Here is a 19,275-nt window from a genome sequence, read left to right on the forward strand (position 1 = left end):
CAATGTTAAAAGTAGTTTAAACTTAGATTATCAAAATGTATCCTTTTGTAACATTTTACGGTTTTACGCGCAGGTATTTATTCATAACGGTCAAGTATTTATTATGAATAATGGACAGGTGATCAATTTTTGCGTCTAAACATGATACTGATCCTCTAAATTTTCATAAAAAGCAGAATAATCCAAGCAAATCCTGTTACATTAATAAATTGAAACCGAATGGTTTATACCCTTTAAATCCTATTAAAATTGGATTTAGGAGGATTGAAATAAAAGTTTACATACAATTGATATGTAATGGGACAATTAATTAAAAATGACCAAATAAATTATCTATCTTTGTGGCTCATTTTTCGAAATTATGCCATTCAATAGCAAAAGGAACAGTCGAGAGGACAACTCCAGAAAACCGAGAAGCAACTCAGACGGCTTCAGAAACTCAAATAGAGAAGATAAATCTTCATCATTTGGCCCTAGAAACAACAAATCATCCAAATTTGATCGCGATTCAAAAAGAGGAGGTTTCGACAAAGACTCGAAATTCTCCAGGGATCGTAAATTCGACAAAGATTCCAGACCGGATAGAGGCGCTGGATTTAACCGTGATGATCGTTTCAACAAAGAAGGAAGATCGGAAAGATCCAACTTCAACAGAGAAGACCGTCCGGAAAGAGGATCGGGATACAATAGAGAACGTGGTTCCGGTTTTAACCGCGATGACCGTTTCAACAAAGAAGGTAGATCGGAAAGATCAAACTTCAACAGAGAGGACCGTCCGGAAAGAGGATCAGGCTTCAATAGAGAGCGTGGTTCCGGTTTCAACCGTGATGATCGTTTCAACAAGGACTCCAAATTCAGCAAGGATTCGAAATTCAGCAAAGAAGGCAAGTTCGGCAAGGATAGCAAATTTGGAAAAGGCGGTAAATTTGACCGTCCGAACCGCAAGTTCGAAGGAAAAGATCGCGACTTCAAGGATCGTGATTTCTCCGATAGAGGCAAGCGCAACTTTGACGACAGAGAGGGCAAGGATTATAAGTCATTCACAAAACGTCCAAAGAACGACAAGAAGTCCGCTGCTGAGGATGATGGCATGATCCGTTTGAACAGATATATTGCCAATTCTGGTATCTGTTCGAGAAGAAAGGCTGATGAGCTGATTGAAGCCGGTGTAATTTCCGTAAATGGTGTGGTAGTGACTGAACTTGGTGTGAAAGTCGATCCTGCAAAAGATGAGATCAGATACAACGATGAGCGTTTAAAGCGCGAAAAAATGGTCTATGTTCTTTTGAACAAACCTAAAGATTATATTACAACAACAGATGACCCACAGGAGCGCAAAACGGTTATGCACTTGGTATCCAAGGCTACCAAAGAGCGTATCTATCCTGTCGGCCGTTTGGATAGAAATACAACAGGGCTATTGTTATTGACCAACGATGGCAACCTGGCAGAGAAATTATCCCACCCAAGGAACAACATCAGCAAGATCTATCAGGTTGAGCTGAGCAAGAACCTTACACAGGGAGACTTCAATAAGATCCAGGTAGGTCTGGAACTGGAAGATGGTTTCATCAAACCGGATGACCTGAGTTTTGTGGTTGGTGCGTCCAAGCGTGAAATCGGCATCCAGATCCATAGCGGTAAGAACCGTATCGTTCGCCGGATCTTCGAATCACTGGGTTATGAGGTCGTGAAGTTGGATCGTGTAGTATATGCGAACCTGACCAAGAAAGACCTTCCTCGTGGCCGTTGGAGATTCCTGGAAGATCGGGAGATCGTTCAACTGAAACATCTTATATAAGGTATCGAAAGGCGCGGAAGCGCCTTTTTTATTTGCCCATACTTTCGTAATTTTAACAAAATTCAATCAGATATGACAGACCCTAAATGTTTGACTTCGGTTGCCGAATTCCATACGACATTCCAGCACCCGATCTTGGACCAACCTACGATCCCTTCAGAAGCACGATGCAAATTGCGTGTATCCCTAATCGCGGAAGAACTGAAAGAACTGGAGGAAGCAATTGCCGATAAAGACTTAGTGGAAATCGCGGATGCCCTCTGCGATATTCAATATGTTCTTTCGGGGGCCATCCTTGAATTCGGACTGAAGGATAAATTCAATGACCTGTTCAACGAGGTGCAGCGTTCCAATATGAGCAAAGCCTGCAAGAATGAGCAGGAAGCAATAGACACACAGGCACACTACCTTGAAAAGGGCGTGGAATCCTATTATAAAGAAATTGATGGTAAGTTCTTGGTTTTCCGTAAAGGCGATGACAAGACATTGAAGTCCATCTACTACTCACCGGCAGATCTCAAGTCGATCGTCGAGAAATAAGAAATCAGAAAGGGGATGTAAATTACATCCCCTTTTGTTTATCATACACCCACTGGTTGGTAGGCAGCGCCTTGTTTCACGCCTTTCTCTTCCAATCCCTTATCGATCCGGGTCTGAATCAGGGATTTCGGGAATCCCCAGTTTGGGGCGATCAGCAACTCTTTATCCGCAATTCCAAAAATACGCTGGACAATGATATCCGGACGCAGTAAAGGAATGAATTTGGCCAAAAAGTCCGTGTATTCCTCAATCGAGAATAACGGAAATGGCTCTCGCTTATATTTAACCCCCATGATGGATCCTTCCACAATGTGCAGGTGGTGTAATTTCACGAATTTGATCTGTGGATGTTTATTGATTTCATCTGCATAGCGCAACATCATCTCTTCGGTCTCCCATGGGAACCCAAAGATGGTATGTACGCAGATCTCAAGTGGCGAATTTTCAACCAATTTCATGGCCGATAGGAATTCATCATGCGAACATCCCCTATTTATACGCTCCAATGTGTCATTGTAGATGGACTCCATCCCCATTTCCAAATCCACATCATAGCGATCGGTATAGCTTTCCAACAGGGCAATCTTCTCAAAATCAAGACAATCCGGACGAGTACCCACGGATAGACCTAACGTATGCTCCGGACAGATACTCAATGCCTCATCATACATCATTTTCAGTAGGTGTGTCGGTGCATAGGTGTTTGTATTGGGTTGGAAATAGATAATGAACTTCTCCGCACCATAACTGTTCCTGGCGCGCTCAATTCCATTCTCTACCTGTTCCCGTATGGAAGGGATCTTCCGTGCCGTATCAGGCGTAAAGGAATCTACGTTGCAATAGGTACATCCCCCATATCCCTTGCTGCCATCCCGGTTCGGACATGTAAAGTTACCATCAACGATCACCTTAAATACCCGCTGTCCATTGTATTTCTCTTTCAGATAAGCCCCATAATGGTTATAAGGCTTCACTCCATTGTCTAATTGCGTACCCATTTAAGTGCAAAGATAAGATATAGTATTGAGATTTGAGATGTGAGATTTGAGATAGAAAGGCTTGGATAGTGCAAAATAGTATTTAGCAGCTAGTATTAAGTATTAAGATAAATCGAATCCTTTCCGGCACACATGTGTCTCATATCTCACATCTAAGATCTCAATACTATAAATGTAAAAAGACCCATGGTATCCTTTCCGGCACGCATGGGTCTCATATCTCAATACTCACATCTCAATACTCCCTCTCACATCTCATATCTCACATCTCAATACTATAAAAACAGAAAGGCCATCCCTTTGCAAGGATGGCCTTCTGTATAAAATTAGGCACCGACCTACTCTCCCACCTGTTACGGCAATACCATCGGCTCTGGCGGGCTTAACTTCTCTGTTCGGAATGGGAAGAGGTGGACACCGCCGATATAGGCACCTGAATACCTTTTGATGGATGATTCCATCATTGACATGTTATTGGAAGAAAAGATCAAAAAAGAGAGAGGACAACAGACTATCCGCATTGGAAAGCTTCGGGCTATTAGTACCACTCGGCTTTGGTCTCTCAACCTTTACACCTGTGGCCTATCGACGTCGTAATCTCCGACGACCCTTATGAGGAAGTCTCATCTCGTGGCTAGTTTCGCACTTAGATGCTTTCAGCGCTTATCTATCCCGGACGTAGCTACCCTGCCGTACACCTGGCGGCATAACAGGTTCACCAGCGGTCCGTCCAACCCGGTCCTCTCGTACTAAGGTCAGATCCACTCAAACTTCCAGCGCCCACAACAGATAGGGACCGAACTGTCTCGCGACGTTCTGAACCCAGCTCGCGTGCCACTTTAATGGGCGAACAGCCCAACCCTTGGGACCTTCTCCAGCCCCAGGATGTGACGAGCCGACATCGAGGTGCCAAACCTCCCCGTCGATATGAGCTCTTGGGGGAGATCAGCCTGTTATCCCCAGAGTACCTTTTATCCTTTGAGCGATGGCCCTTCCATACAGAACCACCGGATCACTATGTCCGTCTTTCGACCCTGGTCGACTTGTAGGTCTCACAGTCAAGCAAGCTTATGCCATTGCACTCCACGTACGGTTACCAAGCGTACTGAGCTTACCTTTGAAAGCCTCCGTTACCTTTTTGGAGGCGACCACCCCAGTCAAACTACCCACCAAACAATGTCTCCCGCTGTGCGGGATTAGAAACCGAATACAGAAAGGGCGGTATTTCAAGGTTGTATCCACGATTCCTGGCGAAACCGCTTCACATACTCCCGCCTATCCTACACATCCTGTACCCAATTTCAATGTTAAGCTATAGTGAAGGTTCATGGGGTCTTTCCGTCCCGTTGCGGGTAACCGGCGTCTTCACCGATACCACAATTTCACCGAGCTCATGGCTGAGACAGCGCCCAGATCGTTACACCATTCGTGCAGGTCGGAACTTACCCGACAAGGAATTTCGCTACCTTAGGACCGTTATAGTTACGGCCGCCGTTTACTGGGGCTTCGATTCAATGCTTCTCCTTGCGGATGACATCCCCTCTTAACCTTCCAGCACCGGGCAGGTGTCAGGCCTTATACCTCATCTTTCGATTTCGCAAAGCCATATGTTTTTGCTAAACAGTCGCCTGGGCCTTTTCACTGCGGCTTCTCCATCGCTGGAGGAAGCGCCCCTTCTCCCGAAGTTACAGGGCCATTTTGCCGAGTTCCTTAGCCATGATTCACTCGAGCACCTTAGGATTCTCTCCTCGACCACCTGTGTCGGTTTGCGGTACGGGTCTTGATGACCTGAAGCTTAGCGGGTTTTCTTGGAAGTCTGCTTACCTGCACTATCGGCGCCCCCGAGGGTTTGCCGTACTATCGGGCTTCAGCTGTACCGGCGGATTTGCCTACCGGTCCAATACCTTTGCCCTTCAACGAGCTATTCCGTCAGCTCGCGGCAGTGTCACTACTCCGTCACCACATCGCAGTCATCAACAGTACGGGAATATTAACCCGTTGGCCATCGGCTGCCTCCATTCGGATGCGCCTTAGGTCCCGACTGACCCTGATCCGATTAGCGTTGATCAGGAAACCTTGGTCTTTCGGTGGGCGGGTTTCCCACCCGCCTTATCGTTACTTATGCCTACATTTGCTTTTCCATCAGGTCCACCACAGGTCACCCTGCGGATTCGCCCCCGATGGAATGCTCCCCTACCAGTGCAATAAATTGCAATCCATAGCTTCGGTACCGTTCTTGATGCCCGTTTATTATCCACGCCCGGCCGCTCGACTAGTGAGCTGTTACGCACTCTTTAAATGAATGGCTGCTTCCAAGCCAACATCCTAGCTGTCTGGGCAACCGGACCTCGTTAGTTCAACTTAGAACGGATTTGGGGACCTTAGCTGATGGTCTGGGTTCTTTCCCTCTCGGCCTTGGACCTTAGCACCCAAAGCCTCACTGCCGGCCATATCTAGCAGCATTCGGAGTTCGTCTGGATTTGGTAGGATTTGACTCCCCCGCACCCAATCGGTAGCTCTACCTCTGCTAGACTCATATGCCGACGCTGTTCCTAAAAACATTTCGGGGAGTACGAGCTATTTCCCAGTTTGATTGGCCTTTCACCCCTACCCTCAGGTCATCCGGAAACTTTTCAACGTTTATCGGTTCGGTCCTCCAGTACGTGTTACCGCACCTTCAACCTGCCCAAGGGTAGATCACAAGGTTTCGCGTCTACCTCGTCCGACTATGCGCCCTGTTCAGACTCGCTTTCGCTTCGGCTCCTCGACTTAATCGATTAACCTTGCCGGACAAGAGTAACTCGTAGGCTCATTATGCAAAAGGCACGCCGTCACGGAATCGCTCCGCTCCGACCGCTTGTAAGCACACGGTTTCAGGTTCTTTTCACTCCCCTGTTCGGGGTTCTTTTCATCTTTCCCTCACGGTACTGGTCCACTATCGGTCTCTCAGGAGTATTTAGCCTTGCCAGATGGTGCTGGCGGATTCCCACAGGATTTCTCCGGTCCCGCGGTACTCAGGATACCACTATGCCTGTATTCTTTGCCTGTACGGGGCTCTCACCCTTATCGCGCAGTTTCCCACCTGCTTCCAGTTCATAGCACAGTACAATATCGTGGTCCTACAACCCCATGATTGCCGTAACAACCATGGTTTGGGCTCTTTCCCGTTCGCTCGCCACTACTTGGGAAATCATTGTTATTTTCTCCTCCTACGCCTACTTAGATGTTTCAGTTCAGCGCGTTCGCCTCATTTGATGGCATGTCTTCAACATGCCGGGTTGCCCCATTCGGAAATCCACGGATCGATTCGCATTTGCCGATCCCCGTGGCTTATCGCAGCTTATCACGTCCTTCATCGCCTCTGAGAGCCTAGACATCCCCCGTGTGCCCTTGTTTACTTTCTTCACGCTACCACCCCTTTTGCCAAGTGGTAGGTTGCTCTTGGCCGTACCATCCCCGAAGGAATGACCGTGCCTCTGTTATCTTCTCTTGTTATCTCTTTTCTTCCAATATGTCAAAGAACTCTTTATCCAGATATCAGACCTGAGATATGAGATGTGAGACCGTGGTCCACATACTATCTCCGGATCGTTCAGGATTCGTGGAGAATAACGGATTCGAACCGTTGACCCCCTGCGTGCAAGGCAGGTGCTCTAGCCAGCTGAGCTAATTCCCCTTGGTCGTCGTAGTCCCGAGCAGATTTGAACTGCTGACCCCTACATTATCAGTGTAGTGCTCTAACCAACTGAGCTACGGGACTAGCTTATCTCTCTCATCTCTCGGTACCTCCCACTTGCGGGGCGGGCACTTTCTTCTGAATGTCTTCTTTTTTTCAATATATGATCATGATGTCGCGCAGCGACCTCTCGGGGCGGGCTCTAGAAAGGAGGTATTCCAGCCGCACCTTCCGGTACGGCTACCTTGTTACGACTTAGCCCCAATTACCGGTTTTGCCCTAACACGCTCCTTGCGGTTACATGCTTTAGGCACCCCCAGCTTTCATGGCTTGACGGGCGGTGTGTACAAGGCCCGGGAACGTATTCACCGCGTCATTGCTGATACGCGATTACTAGCGAATCCAACTTCACGGGGTCGAGTTGCAGACCCCGATCCGAACTGTGAATGGCTTTTCGAGATTGGCATCACATTGCTGTGTAGCTGCCCGCTGTACCATCCATTGTAGCACGTGTGTAGCCCCGGACGTAAGGGCCATGATGACTTGACGTCGTCCCCGCCTTCCTCTCTGCTTGCGCAGGCAGTCTGTTTAGAGTCCCCACCTGAAATGCTGGCAACTAAACATAGGGGTTGCGCTCGTTGCGGGACTTAACCCAACACCTCACGGCACGAGCTGACGACAGCCATGCAGCACCTAGTTTCCTGTCCCGAAGGACGCATCCGTCTCTGGATGCTTCAGTAACTTTCAAGCCCGGGTAAGGTTCCTCGCGTATCATCGAATTAAACCACATGCTCCTCCGCTTGTGCGGGCCCCCGTCAATTCCTTTGAGTTTCACCCTTGCGGGCGTACTCCCCAGGTGGATGACTTAACGCTTTCGCTTGGACGCTTACTGTATATCGCAAACATCGAGTCATCATCGTTTAGGGCGTGGACTACCAGGGTATCTAATCCTGTTCGATCCCCACGCTTTCGTGCATCAGCGTCAATAACGGCTTAGACAGCTGCCTTCGCAATCGGTGTTCTGAGACATATCTATGCATTTCACCGCTACTTGTCTCATTCCGCCGTCTTCAACCGCATTCAAGCACTTCAGTATCAAGGGCACTGCGACAGTTGAGCTGCCGTCTTTCACCCCTGACTTAAAGTGCCGCCTACGCACCCTTTAAACCCAATAAATCCGGATAACGCTCGGATCCTCCGTATTACCGCGGCTGCTGGCACGGAGTTAGCCGATCCTTATTCTTCGGGTACATTCAGCCCACTACACGTAGTGGGGTTTATTCCCCGACAAAAGCAGTTTACAACCCATAGGGCAGTCATCCTGCACGCGGCATGGCTGGTTCAGGGTTGCCCCCATTGACCAATATTCCTTACTGCTGCCTCCCGTAGGAGTCTGGTCCGTGTCTCAGTACCAGTGTGGGGGATTCTCCTCTCAGAGCCCCTAGACATCGTCGCCTTGGTGGGCCGTTACCCCACCAACCAGCTAATGTCACGCGAGCCCATCCATATCCTATGAATATTTAACAGTGTCCCCATGCGGGGTTGCTGTGTCATGCGGTGTTAATCCGGATTTCTCCGGGCTATCCCCCTGATATGGGTAGGTTGCTCACGCGTTACGCACCCGTGCGCCACTCTCACCAGAAGGTAGCAAGCTACCCCCTGGATCCCGTCCGACTTGCATGTATTAGGCCTGCCGCTAGCGTTCATCCTGAGCCAGGATCAAACTCTCCATTGTAAAATGAAGTTTCGATCGAGACTATTTATAAAAATAGAATCGTCTGTATTAATGTTGTTCTCCCGCTCCCGAGATTTTCTGAATTGACTTAACTTAATAAATCTTCAGCTTTCGTCTTCCGACTAATCGCTGCGCTACATGATCATTTAAAGAACTTATGCGGCCTCCGCGTCGCGCCTCGGCCTGTATATCGTGACCCCGGAAGGGTCCTGATCTGTCATTGTTTTCCGGCTCCGGGCGTCGCGCCCTGTGCCGTTCCCCGTAGTTGGGACTGCAAAGGTAAGAGGTTTTTTCGATTCCCCAAAATTTATTTTGAAATAATTTTCGGGGGCTCTTTTTCGGCGAACTTCCGGTGCCCAGGGGCGACCTTCCGATCCGTTCCTATTACCCATATGTCAGTGCCGTTTCCGGCGCCCCTCCCTTGCGGAGTGGTGCAAAGATAGGGGAAAACAATCCATATCTCCAAGGGGCCCGGCAAAGAATTTTCGGGGACAGAGCGTAACTGCCTATGCCAATGGCGGATAATTTTCATGGATGTGCAGCGGAAAGGGGGTTGCGGAGGGCCAGTGCGGTGGATCTCTTGTGCCCGGGGGGATGGCCTAACCGCCATGCAACCCCAGAGGGGTTGAACTATTTTAGCTGTGCGCCTACACAACGACAAAGCCCCACCGTCCCGTTTTTTGGTTTGCTGAAGCAAACCAAAAAACGGGACGGTGGGGCAATCTTAACTTATCGGCTGTGCTAAAATAGTTGCACCCCTCCGGGGTTTGCCAACGTGCTACCCGGTGCAGGGAGGATGCCCTGGGCACAAGTCCGCCAACTCACCGCCCACAACAAAAGCGCCAGCGGTCCCGTCGCCCCTCCCATATTATATTAAGCGCTTATTATCCACCCCTTCAAAAATATATTCCCTATATTCATTCCGTAGGCCGCCATTTCCGCGGCCGCCATCCCCGGTTGCCAGATCCATGGCAGGATCCCCTCTTCATAAAAAAATCCGCAACCCCAACACGCTCTCGCACTGTCCATCCCGCAAAACGGGTACGGCCCCCGTTGCCATTCCCCTAATCTCATACCGGTGCAGGAACAGCCTTGCGGCTTCCCTGGACCTTGTCCGACATGCATCCGAGGTGCGTCCGGGGTATTACCGAGGTGAGAGCGTCCCATGGACACGCTCTCACCCCGCTCTCGGTACGCTCTCACCACGCTCTCACCTCGGACAAGGTCCAGGCAGGTAACGGGAGCAAAAAAAGGATGATTTAGAGCAGAATCGCCGTTCCTCGCGCGCAGACCGCGATTTTCGGCCAAAAAGCAATATGGAGATTAAGCGCTTATATCGGGATTTTGGTCGTTGCGATTACCGCAAACGCCGGGAAAAGCCGGAAAAGTACTAAAAAACGATACTTGGGGGGTTCCGGGGCAAGATCAATTGATCAGTCATTGGGCACAAGTCCGCCAACGCACAGCCCACAACAAAAGACGTGCGCCAGCAGATCCGTCGGCGAGTTTAGGCCGGGCACAATTCCGCCAACGCGCAGCCAACTGCAAAAGACGTGCGCCAGCAGACTTATCCAAACTAGATCCACCTCCCCCATCAAAAAAAAAGGCAACCCAATGGCCGCCTTTCTATCTCACATCTCACATCTCACATCTCATTTCTAAATAATCACATCGCTTTCCAGCCTCCGCCCAATGCTTTATAGAGCACAACCTGATTGAGCATCTTTTCTTTATTGACATCAACGTCCGCTACTTGTGCAGCGATCAATCCCTTCTGGGCTGTAATAATATCCAGATAGGTAATCCGGCCGGCGATGAACAATTCCTCTGCGGCAACGATGGATGCTTCAAGTGCTGCAACCTGGTCTTTCACGTGTACTTCCCGCTTTGCGATGGCATCCTGCGTATTGAGTGCCAGCGACACTTCGTTCACCGCATTCAGCACTACTTTTTCATATTCCAGGAAGCTGATGCCATAGGTCGCTTTCATGATTTCGTACTCCGACCGTAACTCGCGCTGCCTGAATATCGGCATGGTGATACCGCCGAAAAGGCCATAGGTCACTGATTTATCCAACGTAAACAGCTTATCGAAGCTGAAAGACTGCAATCCCAAGTACGGACTGATTGCCACTGTTGGCAAGAAAGCCAAACGCGAAGACTCCAGCTCATGGAAATCGGCCTTCAACTCCATTCCTGCCTGGCGGATATCCAAGCGGTTATTCAACAGGTCTTCTACGCGACCTACACTGAGGTCCTGGAAGAGCATATTTCCGCCGATTGGCGCCGAATTACGGGCAATCGGTTGGTATACGCGTCCCAAGAGGGAGTTGATCTGATGCTCGTAGTTCAGGATTTCCTGTTCGGCAAGTTCCCGGTTGGCCTTGGATTCCGCAAGAATAGACTTAAACTGTTGCACAGCGAGCTCATCTGCCCTACCCGCGTCTTTTTGTGCCTCGATTATCTCCAAGGCACGTTCGTGAAGCGTGATATTTTCCTCGTACACCTTGATCTTCTCATCCAAGCTGAGCAGCTCATAATACGAAGAGGCGATACTTGCGATCAGCTCCGTTTCGATCAAACGCTTGAACTCACTCTGCGACATCAGTTGCAGAAATGCCGATTCACGTCTATTCCGCAACTTACCCCAAAGGTCCAACTCCCACGAGGCACGAACGCCGACAAAGTAATCCGGGATAAAAGGCTCCGGAAGTTTTTCGTCGTCCGTCAGGTTTTCGGAAAAATTGGAATCGTAATTACCGATTCCGGATTCTGTATAATGCCCATACTTACGGAGTCCACCTTCCACGGCAGCATCCACGGATGGATAGAGCGCAGATTTCCTGAATTTGAAGTTGGCCTGCGCCATCTCAATCCGATGGAAGGCCTGACGCACATCCAGGTTATTCAACAAGGCAGAATCGATCAACCCCTTCAGGTGTGGATCCGTGAATACTTCATTCCAAGGCAAGGTTCCCAAGGTTACGGAATCCTGCATGATACCTTTGGCTGCACCGGTAATATCCGTGGACACCTGTTTCTCCGTAGTGGTTTTCGGCACCGAACAGGAGGCAATAAACAACAATACTGCTCCTGCCACCACGGCCTCCGCCACTCGCTTCCTTTTCTTCACTTTATCTTTTTTATCTCGTTTTGAAAATAAGACCACCAATCCTGGAATGACGATAACCCCGATAATCGTACCGATCACCATTCCACCGACTGCCGCCGAACCGATCGTTCTATTTCCGATTGCGCCGGCACCATTTGCCAACATCAATGGAATCAATCCCGCTGCAAAGGCAAAGGATGTCATCAAGATCGGACGCAGACGCGCAACAGCACCCTCAATGGAAGCCGTAAGGACATCCATGCCCTGCTTCCGTTTCAGGTTCGCATACTCCACGATCAGGATCGCGTTCTTACCCAATAGACCGATCAACATCACCAGGGAAACCTGCGCATAGATATTATTCTCCAGGCCGAATACCTTCAGGAATAGGAAAGCACCAAACAGACCGGCCGGCAAACACAGGATAACCGGCATCGGCAACAGGAAGCTTTCGTACTGTGCGGCAAGCAGCAGGTACACGAATACCAAACACAACAAGAAAATATAGGCTGCTTGGTTACCGGAAATCTTCTGCTCGCGCGTCATACCGGACCATTCAATGGTATACCCCTGTGGAAGTTCCGCAGCGATACGCTCTACCGCATCGATGGCTTGACCCGAACTGAAGCCCGGAGCTGCCTGCCCCGTAATCATGGCCGAGGTAAACATATTATATCGCGTGATCTGCTCTGGACCATAGATTCGTTCCATTGTCATAAAGGAAGAATACGGTACCATCTCCCCTTCTTCGGTCTTCACATACAGGTTCAATACATCCTCTGGGCGCTGACGTGAGAAGGCATCGGATTGCACCATTACCTTGTACATCTGTCCGTAACGGATAAAGTTGGTTGCGTACAGACTCCCCAATAGGGTTTGAAGTGTATTCATGGAATTCTCTACCGAGATTCCTTTTTTGGCTGCAAGGTCGTAATCAATCTTCAGCATGTATTGCGGGAAATTCACGTCGAAGGTTGTACTTGCACTTTCGATCACCTCGTCTTCCTGAAGCTTCGCAATAAAGTCATTGACCACTTCATTGGTCTGATTCAAGTCTTCATTACCGGAACGATCCAGCAAGCGAAGTTCAAATCCAGACGAGTTACCGAATCCCGGTACGGTCGGTGGTGGGAAAAACTCAATTTCCGCATCCGCAATGTGGGACGTCTTCTCCCGCAGGATCGTCATCACATCATCAATGGATTGGTCGCGATCTTCCCAAGCTTTCAGGTTGATCATTCCCATTCCGTAGGATGCGCCCGAAACTTCCGTCACGATGCTATATCCCGCCAAGATGGAAACCGTTTCCACAACATCCAAACTCCGGGATATTTCATCCACCTCGTTCAGCACTGCTTCCGTTCGGTCGACGGTTGCTCCCGGTGGCGTGGTGACCGCGACATAGATCATCCCTTGATCTTCCGTTGGGATAAATCCACCAGGTAGAATGGCTGCCGATCCCCACGTAGCTACGAACATAATCACCAATCCCAAAAGTGTAATGATCCGGCGACCAGCAATTTTGGAAAGCAATCCTTTATAGTTGCCTGAAATCTTATCATATACTTTATTGAACCCGCGGAAGAACCGATCCAACAGACCGTTCCCTGGCTTCTTATCGTGTGGCGAACGCAAAATGATCGCACAGAGCGCTGGCGTCAGGGTCAGTGCATTGATCCCTGAAATAACGATCGCAGCGGCAAGCGTCAGCGAGAACTGTCTATAGAAAATACCGACCGGGCCGGACAGGAAGGCTACAGGAACGAATACCGCCGACATCACCAAGGTAATGGCAATTACAGCGGAACCCACTTCGCTCATAGCGGCGAGTGTCGCCTCCATCGGCGACAGGTGTTCTTCCTCCATCTTGGCATAGACGGCCTCGACGACGACAATACCATTATCGACCACAATACCAATGGCCAGAACGAGTGCAAACAAAGTCAATAGGTTGATCGAGAATCCCATCATCTGCATAAAGAAGAGCGATCCGATCAAACACACCGGAACCGCCAGGATGGGAATAATCGTAGCCCTAAAATCCTGCAGGAAGATAAATACAACCAAGAACACGAGGATAAATGCTTCCACCAAGGTGATGAGTACACTGGAAATGGAAGCGTTCAGGAATCGGGACACATCATAACCCATGGTATAGGTCATGCCTGGCGGGAAGGTCGCTTCCTTCAGTTCTGCCATCCGATCCTTAACCCGTTGGATAACTTCCTGTGCATTCGAACCTGGGAGCTGCTTGATCATAATGGATGCCGACGGGCGGCCATCTGTCTTGGATACCATTTCGTAGTCCAACGACCCGAATTCCACATCAGCGATATCCTTCACCCGGATAATGGATCCATCTACGTTCGCACGGATCGGAATATTTTCATACTCGCTGATCTCGGTGAATTTCCCCGGATAGCGAAGTACATATTGTTGCATGTTCACCGTTTTATCGGAGCTGATCCCGGTCTGTCCCGGTGCTGCTTCGATATTCTGGCGACGCAATGCGGTCACCAATTCTTCCGTGGATATCGAATACGCTGAAAGTCGGTCCGGTTTTACCCAGATTCGCATCGCGTAATCCTTCATCCCCATAATTTGCGCAAAACCTACCCCTTCGATACGCTTGAGCTCTTTTAGGATATTGATATCCGTAAAGTTATAGATAAAGCGTTCATCGGCTGTTTCGTCATCGGTATAGAGATTCAGGTACATCAACATACTGTTTACCTCTTTCTCCGTGGTCACACCGGCCTTGATTACCTCTTCGGGTAATTCATCGAGTACCGTAGTAACCCTATTCTGCACGTTCACCGCAGCGATATCCGGATCTGTACCTACCTCGAAAAACACCTGAATCAGGGTATTTCCGTTATTGGTCGACACGGAACTCATATAGGTCATGCCAGCGACCCCATTGATTGCCTTTTCCAATGGAATGGCAACGGCATTTGTACTTACCTCCGCATTCGCACCGGTGTAGTTTGCCGTAACAACGACAGATGGTGGCACGATGTCCGGGAACTGCGTAATAGGCAAAGTAAACAGTGCCAACAGCCCCAAAAGGGTAATAAAAATGGAGATAACCAGTGATAGCACCGGTCTCTTTATAAACTTTTCAAACATGTAGTGTTGCCCTCCTTAGTTCTTAACCATCTTTGGTTGAATGACCATACCATCGCGCAACGACTTAGCGCCTTCATAAACCACCTTCGCATCTGCAGGAAGACCACCCTCAACAATGTAGTAATGTCCTACGCGCTGTCCATTCTGAAATGGCGTCTGTTTTACCGTATCTCCCTTGAGGGTATACACATAGGCCTTATCCTGAATTTCAAATACGGACTTCTGATGGACGAGCAGTAGGTTTCCTGTCTGGATCGGAACACCGATCCGACCTGTTGCCCCATGCTTCAATAAACCATCGGGGTTGTTGAAACGGGCACGCAAAGAAATAGATCCGGTGCTGGCCTCGAATTCACTCTCTACGATTTCAGCAACACCTTGATGTGGATAGAGTGCGCCATTCGCTAGAATCAGCTGCACATCCTTTTTAAAATTATTTCTATTGTATGCTGAATCGGACGCGATTCCTAGATATTCCTGCTCGGAGATATCAAAATATACATTGACACTCTTGGAATCCGAGATGCTGGTCAATAGCGATCCTTCTTCCAAAAGGGAGCCTTCCTTCAACAAGATCCTATCGATGCGGCCATCAAAGGGTGCACGGATCTGGGTATTGGCCAGTTTAGTCTTCGCCTGGTTCAATATGGCTTCCGCCTCGTGAACCTTGGCATTGGCGGCACGCAATTGAACCTTTAGGAGATCATATTCGGTAGAACTGACAATGTTCTTTTCCACCAATTTTTTGGTGCGTTCCATTTCAAGCTCTACTTTTTTGGTTTCCGCCATGGCTGAACTTACTGCAGCCTGCGCCTGTGCCAGATCGGCACGGTATTCATCGGCAACCAAGGAGAACAACACCTGCCCCTTGCGCACATAAGCTCCCTCGTCCACATAGATCCGGTCGAGGAAACCCGCCAGTCTGGAGCGCAATTCCACATTACGCAGGGATTGGATATCTGCAATATACTCTTTATAAACAACGGTATCCAAGTGCACCAAATTCGTCACGGGAACGACCTTAGCACCGCTTTCTGTCTTCTTCTCGTTACTGGTTGCCGTACAGGCAGAAACAAGCAAGGCACAACCTACCACTGAAAGTAGCATGTTCGTATTTTTCATAGTTATTAAAATTGTGTGGGTATTATGTATTTAAATCGATTACAAAAAAATCCTACTTCGCTGAACCCGTTGGATTCGGCAAAACAGTTATTTCTCCATTTGGGAGCTCCTAAAATTGGAAATTAGAAGGGACGGTATCTATACAAAAAACTATAATAGCCTGGGAGGCATAACGTTTTTGAAAGATATAAAGGATGTTTTATGGTAGTAAGCTGTTCGCGCAGCCTAGCAATCAACCAGGTAAAGACCAGGACTAAAGGTATCAACCCAAGAAATAGGCCTAATATTCGGTAATCGTCGAAAATGATGGTAGGCAAAATCTCGCCCTCCTGGGGATGTTGCATATTGAGCACCTCCTCCAGCACGACTTCAACGAAAGTTTCATTTGATTCAACAGGAAAGAAACCAAAAAGGTCGCTCGACTTCACCTCGTAACATAAGATGTTGAGGTAGCCAAATAGGGCGAAGAAGTACATGAGTCGAAACATATCGTCGCAAAGATAACCACATGTAGGCGCAAATACAGTCCTAATTATGTAAAAAAGCTGTGATTAACGATTTGTTAACCTTGTTTTTGCGGTTCCGAATCGCTCTCTTGGGGTTCATCATCAAACAGGATTCGGACCGACGGGGTATAGGTATCCTCATGCTGACCGTTCTTGCTCGCCCAGAAAAAGGCGCCCAAGAAAATAAGTGCGATCAACACACTACAACCGATTAACATAAATATGATGTTCATAGTACAAAGTTAAAGTAAATTTAGTCGTTTTGCATAACCACGGGTCATCAACGAAGTAAAGGAAATAATTGTCACCGTGCTGATGGGCATCAGAATCGCCGCAAACAACGGCGACATGGTCCCCTGTACCGCAAAGCTCAAACCAACCACATTGTATAACAAGGAGATAACAAAGCTCATCTTGATCACTTTTACGGCATCCTTACTGAATGCAAAGAATTTCGGCAACTTCTCGAAGGATTCGCCATCAAGGATGGCATCACAACCCGGTGAGAAATTATTGATATCATCGGATACCGCAATCCCGAGGTCTGCTTTCCGAAGGGCACCGGCATCATTCAGGCCATCTCCCAGCATGCACACTTGTTTTCCTTCCTCCTGCCAAGCAGCGATCCGATCGAGTTTCTCCGATGGAGCTTGGTTGAAGAGTAGACGTGCTCCTTGCGGGAATATCATTTTCAAGGCTTCTGCCCTACGCTCATTGTCTCCGGAAATCAAATGCAATCCGTAGCCTTTGCCTTTGAAGCTCGAGATAACCTCACTCAACCCACCTCTCCACGATTGCTCAAGTGTAAAATAACCTTTCAGCGCACCGTTGATCTTCACATAGACCACCGAACCGTCCAAATCCAATTTTTGGGTATCCACATAGTTTGCACTTCCCACCTTAATTACGTACTCCTGATATTTGCCAGACTGTCCGGCCCCCACCACCTCTTCGTAGTCCTCAATCGCAAAGATGGGCGTTTCACCGATCCATTTCAGGATTTCACGGCTCAGAGGGTGGTTCGAATTGCGGCAAAGGGATGCCAAAAGGCTTTTATCCTGTTGGCTTAAACTTCCTTCAAAACACATACTGGATGCATTGGGCGAAGATATTGTCCCTGTTTTATCAAACACCAGGGTGTCTATGGCCGCCATCTGTTCGATAGCACCCGTATTCTTGATGTAAAGTTTATTCCGGTCAAAGATACTGAGGGCTGCAGATAGCGTAAAGGGCGAACTCAACGCCAGTGCACATGGACATGCAATGATCAGCACAGCTGTAAATGCTGCCCATGCCTTGTCCGAGTTTCCGCCAAAAAACCAAAACGCACATGCTGAAAAGGCGATCAACAGTAACCCGATGGTAAAATACTTGCTGATATACCCGACGAAGGTATCGAATTTCTTTTCGTACTGCTTGAAGCTATCGTTGTTCCACAGCTTGGTCAGGTAACTTTGCGAGACCGCTTTCACGACTTCCAGTTCGATCGCTTCCCCCATCTGCCTTCCTCCAGCATAGACCACCTCTCCCAAAATTTTCTCTACCGGTTTACTTTCGCCGGTCACAAAACTAAAATCTACCGAAGCATGCCCCTTTAAAAGAATGGCATCAGCAGGGATGATCTCGTTATTGCGCACCAAGATCCGGTCTCCGACCTGGATATCCGCAATCTGCGTCGGTTTCGCCTGTTCATCGTCCAGAACAGCCACGGCCACCGGGAAGTAGGAACGGTAATCACGTTCAAAGGAAATATGATAATAGGTCCGTTGTTGGACATATTTTCCGATCAGGATAAAGAATACCAAGCTACAGAGTGTATCCATGAAGCCTGCGCCAGTCTGGGATAAAATTTCATACGCCGAGCGGAAGAATAGCACGAATATGCCGAGTGCCAAAGGCACATCGAGGTTCAGACGTTTCTGTTTCAAACTAATCCATGCGGATTTGAAATAATCCGAAGCACTATAAATCAATACGGGAATCCCGAACGCCAAGTTCATGTAGCCAAAGAAACTGGCATATTGCTGCTCGAAAGCCGCCATTCCGAAATATTCGGGAAAGGAGATCATCATGGAGTTACCAAAACAGAAACCAGCGACCGTAATCTTCGCAATCAGGTTCCGTTGGTTCACCTTCTTCCCTTCCTTAACCACATCCTGTAGGGTAATTTTTGGGTCATACCCAATGCGGTGCAACAGTTCTACGACTTCGCGCAAAGTGGTTTCATTCTTCCGAAAGGTGATACTGGCTTGCTTTTTCATAAAATCCACCTGCGATGTTTTCACCCCAGGATTCAATTTATAAAGATGCTCCAGCAACCAGATACAGGAACTGCAGTGGATAGCCGGAACATAAAAAGTAATGATGGCCAATTCCTCGTCCTGATAATCCACCAACTTGGCGATAATATTCGGTTCATCCAGGTAAGACAGATCTTCCTTTTGGGATTTCTGTGACTTGCCGGGATGGGTATTGTACTTGTAATAACTCGCGAGATTATTCTCGTTGAGGATCTGATAGACTGTTTGGCATCCCAAGCAACAGAAACTATGGTCCGCTAAAATATAGGCGGTATCTTCGACTGGATCGCCGCAATGGTAACAATTTGTTTTTACTTGAATAGCTGCTCTACCCGCCATGTCCCCTAAATTTAAGG

General features: G+C 48.5%; 7 protein-coding genes, 2 tRNA genes and 3 rRNA genes. 2 read left to right on the top strand and 10 right to left on the bottom strand.

Going from position 1 to position 19,275, the window contains the following annotated elements:
• Nucleotides 1-361: 361 nt before the first annotated feature.
• The gene (locus tag G6N79_RS16260) at nt 362-1,801 is read left to right on the top strand and encodes a pseudouridine synthase (RefSeq protein ID WP_103907711.1); all 1,440 of its coding nucleotides are present in this window, start codon (nt 362-364) and stop codon (nt 1,799-1,801) included.
• Nucleotides 1,802-1,873: 72 nt separating this feature from the next.
• The gene (locus G6N79_RS16265) at nt 1,874-2,341 is read left to right on the top strand and encodes a pyrophosphohydrolase domain-containing protein (RefSeq protein WP_103907710.1); all 468 of its coding nucleotides are present in this window, start codon (nt 1,874-1,876) and stop codon (nt 2,339-2,341) included.
• Nucleotides 2,342-2,382: 41 nt separating this feature from the next.
• Here G6N79_RS16265 and mnmL read toward each other — a convergent pair whose 3' ends face one another.
• The 10 genes from mnmL to G6N79_RS16315 all read right to left on the bottom strand — a co-directional run bounded on the left by mnmL (nt 2,383) and on the right by G6N79_RS16315 (nt 19,258).
• Complete coding sequence (gene mnmL, locus G6N79_RS16270; RefSeq protein WP_103907709.1) at nt 2,383-3,339, bottom strand: tRNA modification radical SAM protein MnmL/YtqA; 957 nt, start codon at nt 3,337-3,339, stop codon at nt 2,383-2,385.
• A gap of 325 nt (nt 3,340-3,664) precedes the next feature.
• Nucleotides 3,665-3,776 (bottom strand): 5S ribosomal RNA (rrf, locus tag G6N79_RS16275).
• 82 nt (nt 3,777-3,858) lie between these two features.
• Nucleotides 3,859-6,743: ribosomal RNA gene (locus tag G6N79_RS16280) — 23S ribosomal RNA — on the bottom strand.
• A gap of 198 nt (nt 6,744-6,941) precedes the next feature.
• A tRNA-Ala gene (locus G6N79_RS16285) sits at nt 6,942-7,015 on the bottom strand.
• A gap of 10 nt (nt 7,016-7,025) precedes the next feature.
• Nucleotides 7,026-7,099 (bottom strand) — tRNA-Ile (locus G6N79_RS16290).
• A gap of 122 nt (nt 7,100-7,221) precedes the next feature.
• Nucleotides 7,222-8,750, bottom strand: a 16S ribosomal RNA gene (locus tag G6N79_RS16295).
• The 16S, 23S and 5S rRNA genes sit together here with 2 tRNA genes alongside, the layout of an rRNA operon.
• A gap of 1,666 nt (nt 8,751-10,416) precedes the next feature.
• Nucleotides 10,417-14,991 (bottom strand): efflux RND transporter permease subunit, encoded by a 4,575-nt coding sequence (locus G6N79_RS16300; protein WP_103905670.1) that lies wholly within the window; start codon nt 14,989-14,991, stop codon nt 10,417-10,419.
• 15 nt (nt 14,992-15,006) lie between these two features.
• Nucleotides 15,007-16,113 carry an efflux RND transporter periplasmic adaptor subunit gene (locus G6N79_RS16305; RefSeq protein WP_103905671.1) on the bottom strand — a complete coding sequence of 369 codons (1,107 nt, stop codon included), beginning with the start codon at nt 16,111-16,113 and terminating at the stop codon, nt 15,007-15,009.
• A 562-nt stretch (nt 16,114-16,675) separates the two neighbouring features.
• The gene (ccoS, locus tag G6N79_RS16310) at nt 16,676-16,852 is read right to left on the bottom strand and encodes a cbb3-type cytochrome oxidase assembly protein CcoS (RefSeq protein WP_103905673.1); all 177 of its coding nucleotides are present in this window, start codon (nt 16,850-16,852) and stop codon (nt 16,676-16,678) included.
• 9 nt (nt 16,853-16,861) lie between these two features.
• Nucleotides 16,862-19,258 (bottom strand): heavy metal translocating P-type ATPase, encoded by a 2,397-nt coding sequence (locus tag G6N79_RS16315; RefSeq protein WP_103905674.1) that lies wholly within the window; start codon nt 19,256-19,258, stop codon nt 16,862-16,864.
• Between the last annotated feature and the right edge of the window lie 17 nt (nt 19,259-19,275).

This window comes from Sphingobacterium lactis (genome assembly GCF_011046555.1).
GTDB classification, from domain to species: domain Bacteria; phylum Bacteroidota; class Bacteroidia; order Sphingobacteriales; family Sphingobacteriaceae; genus Sphingobacterium; species Sphingobacterium lactis.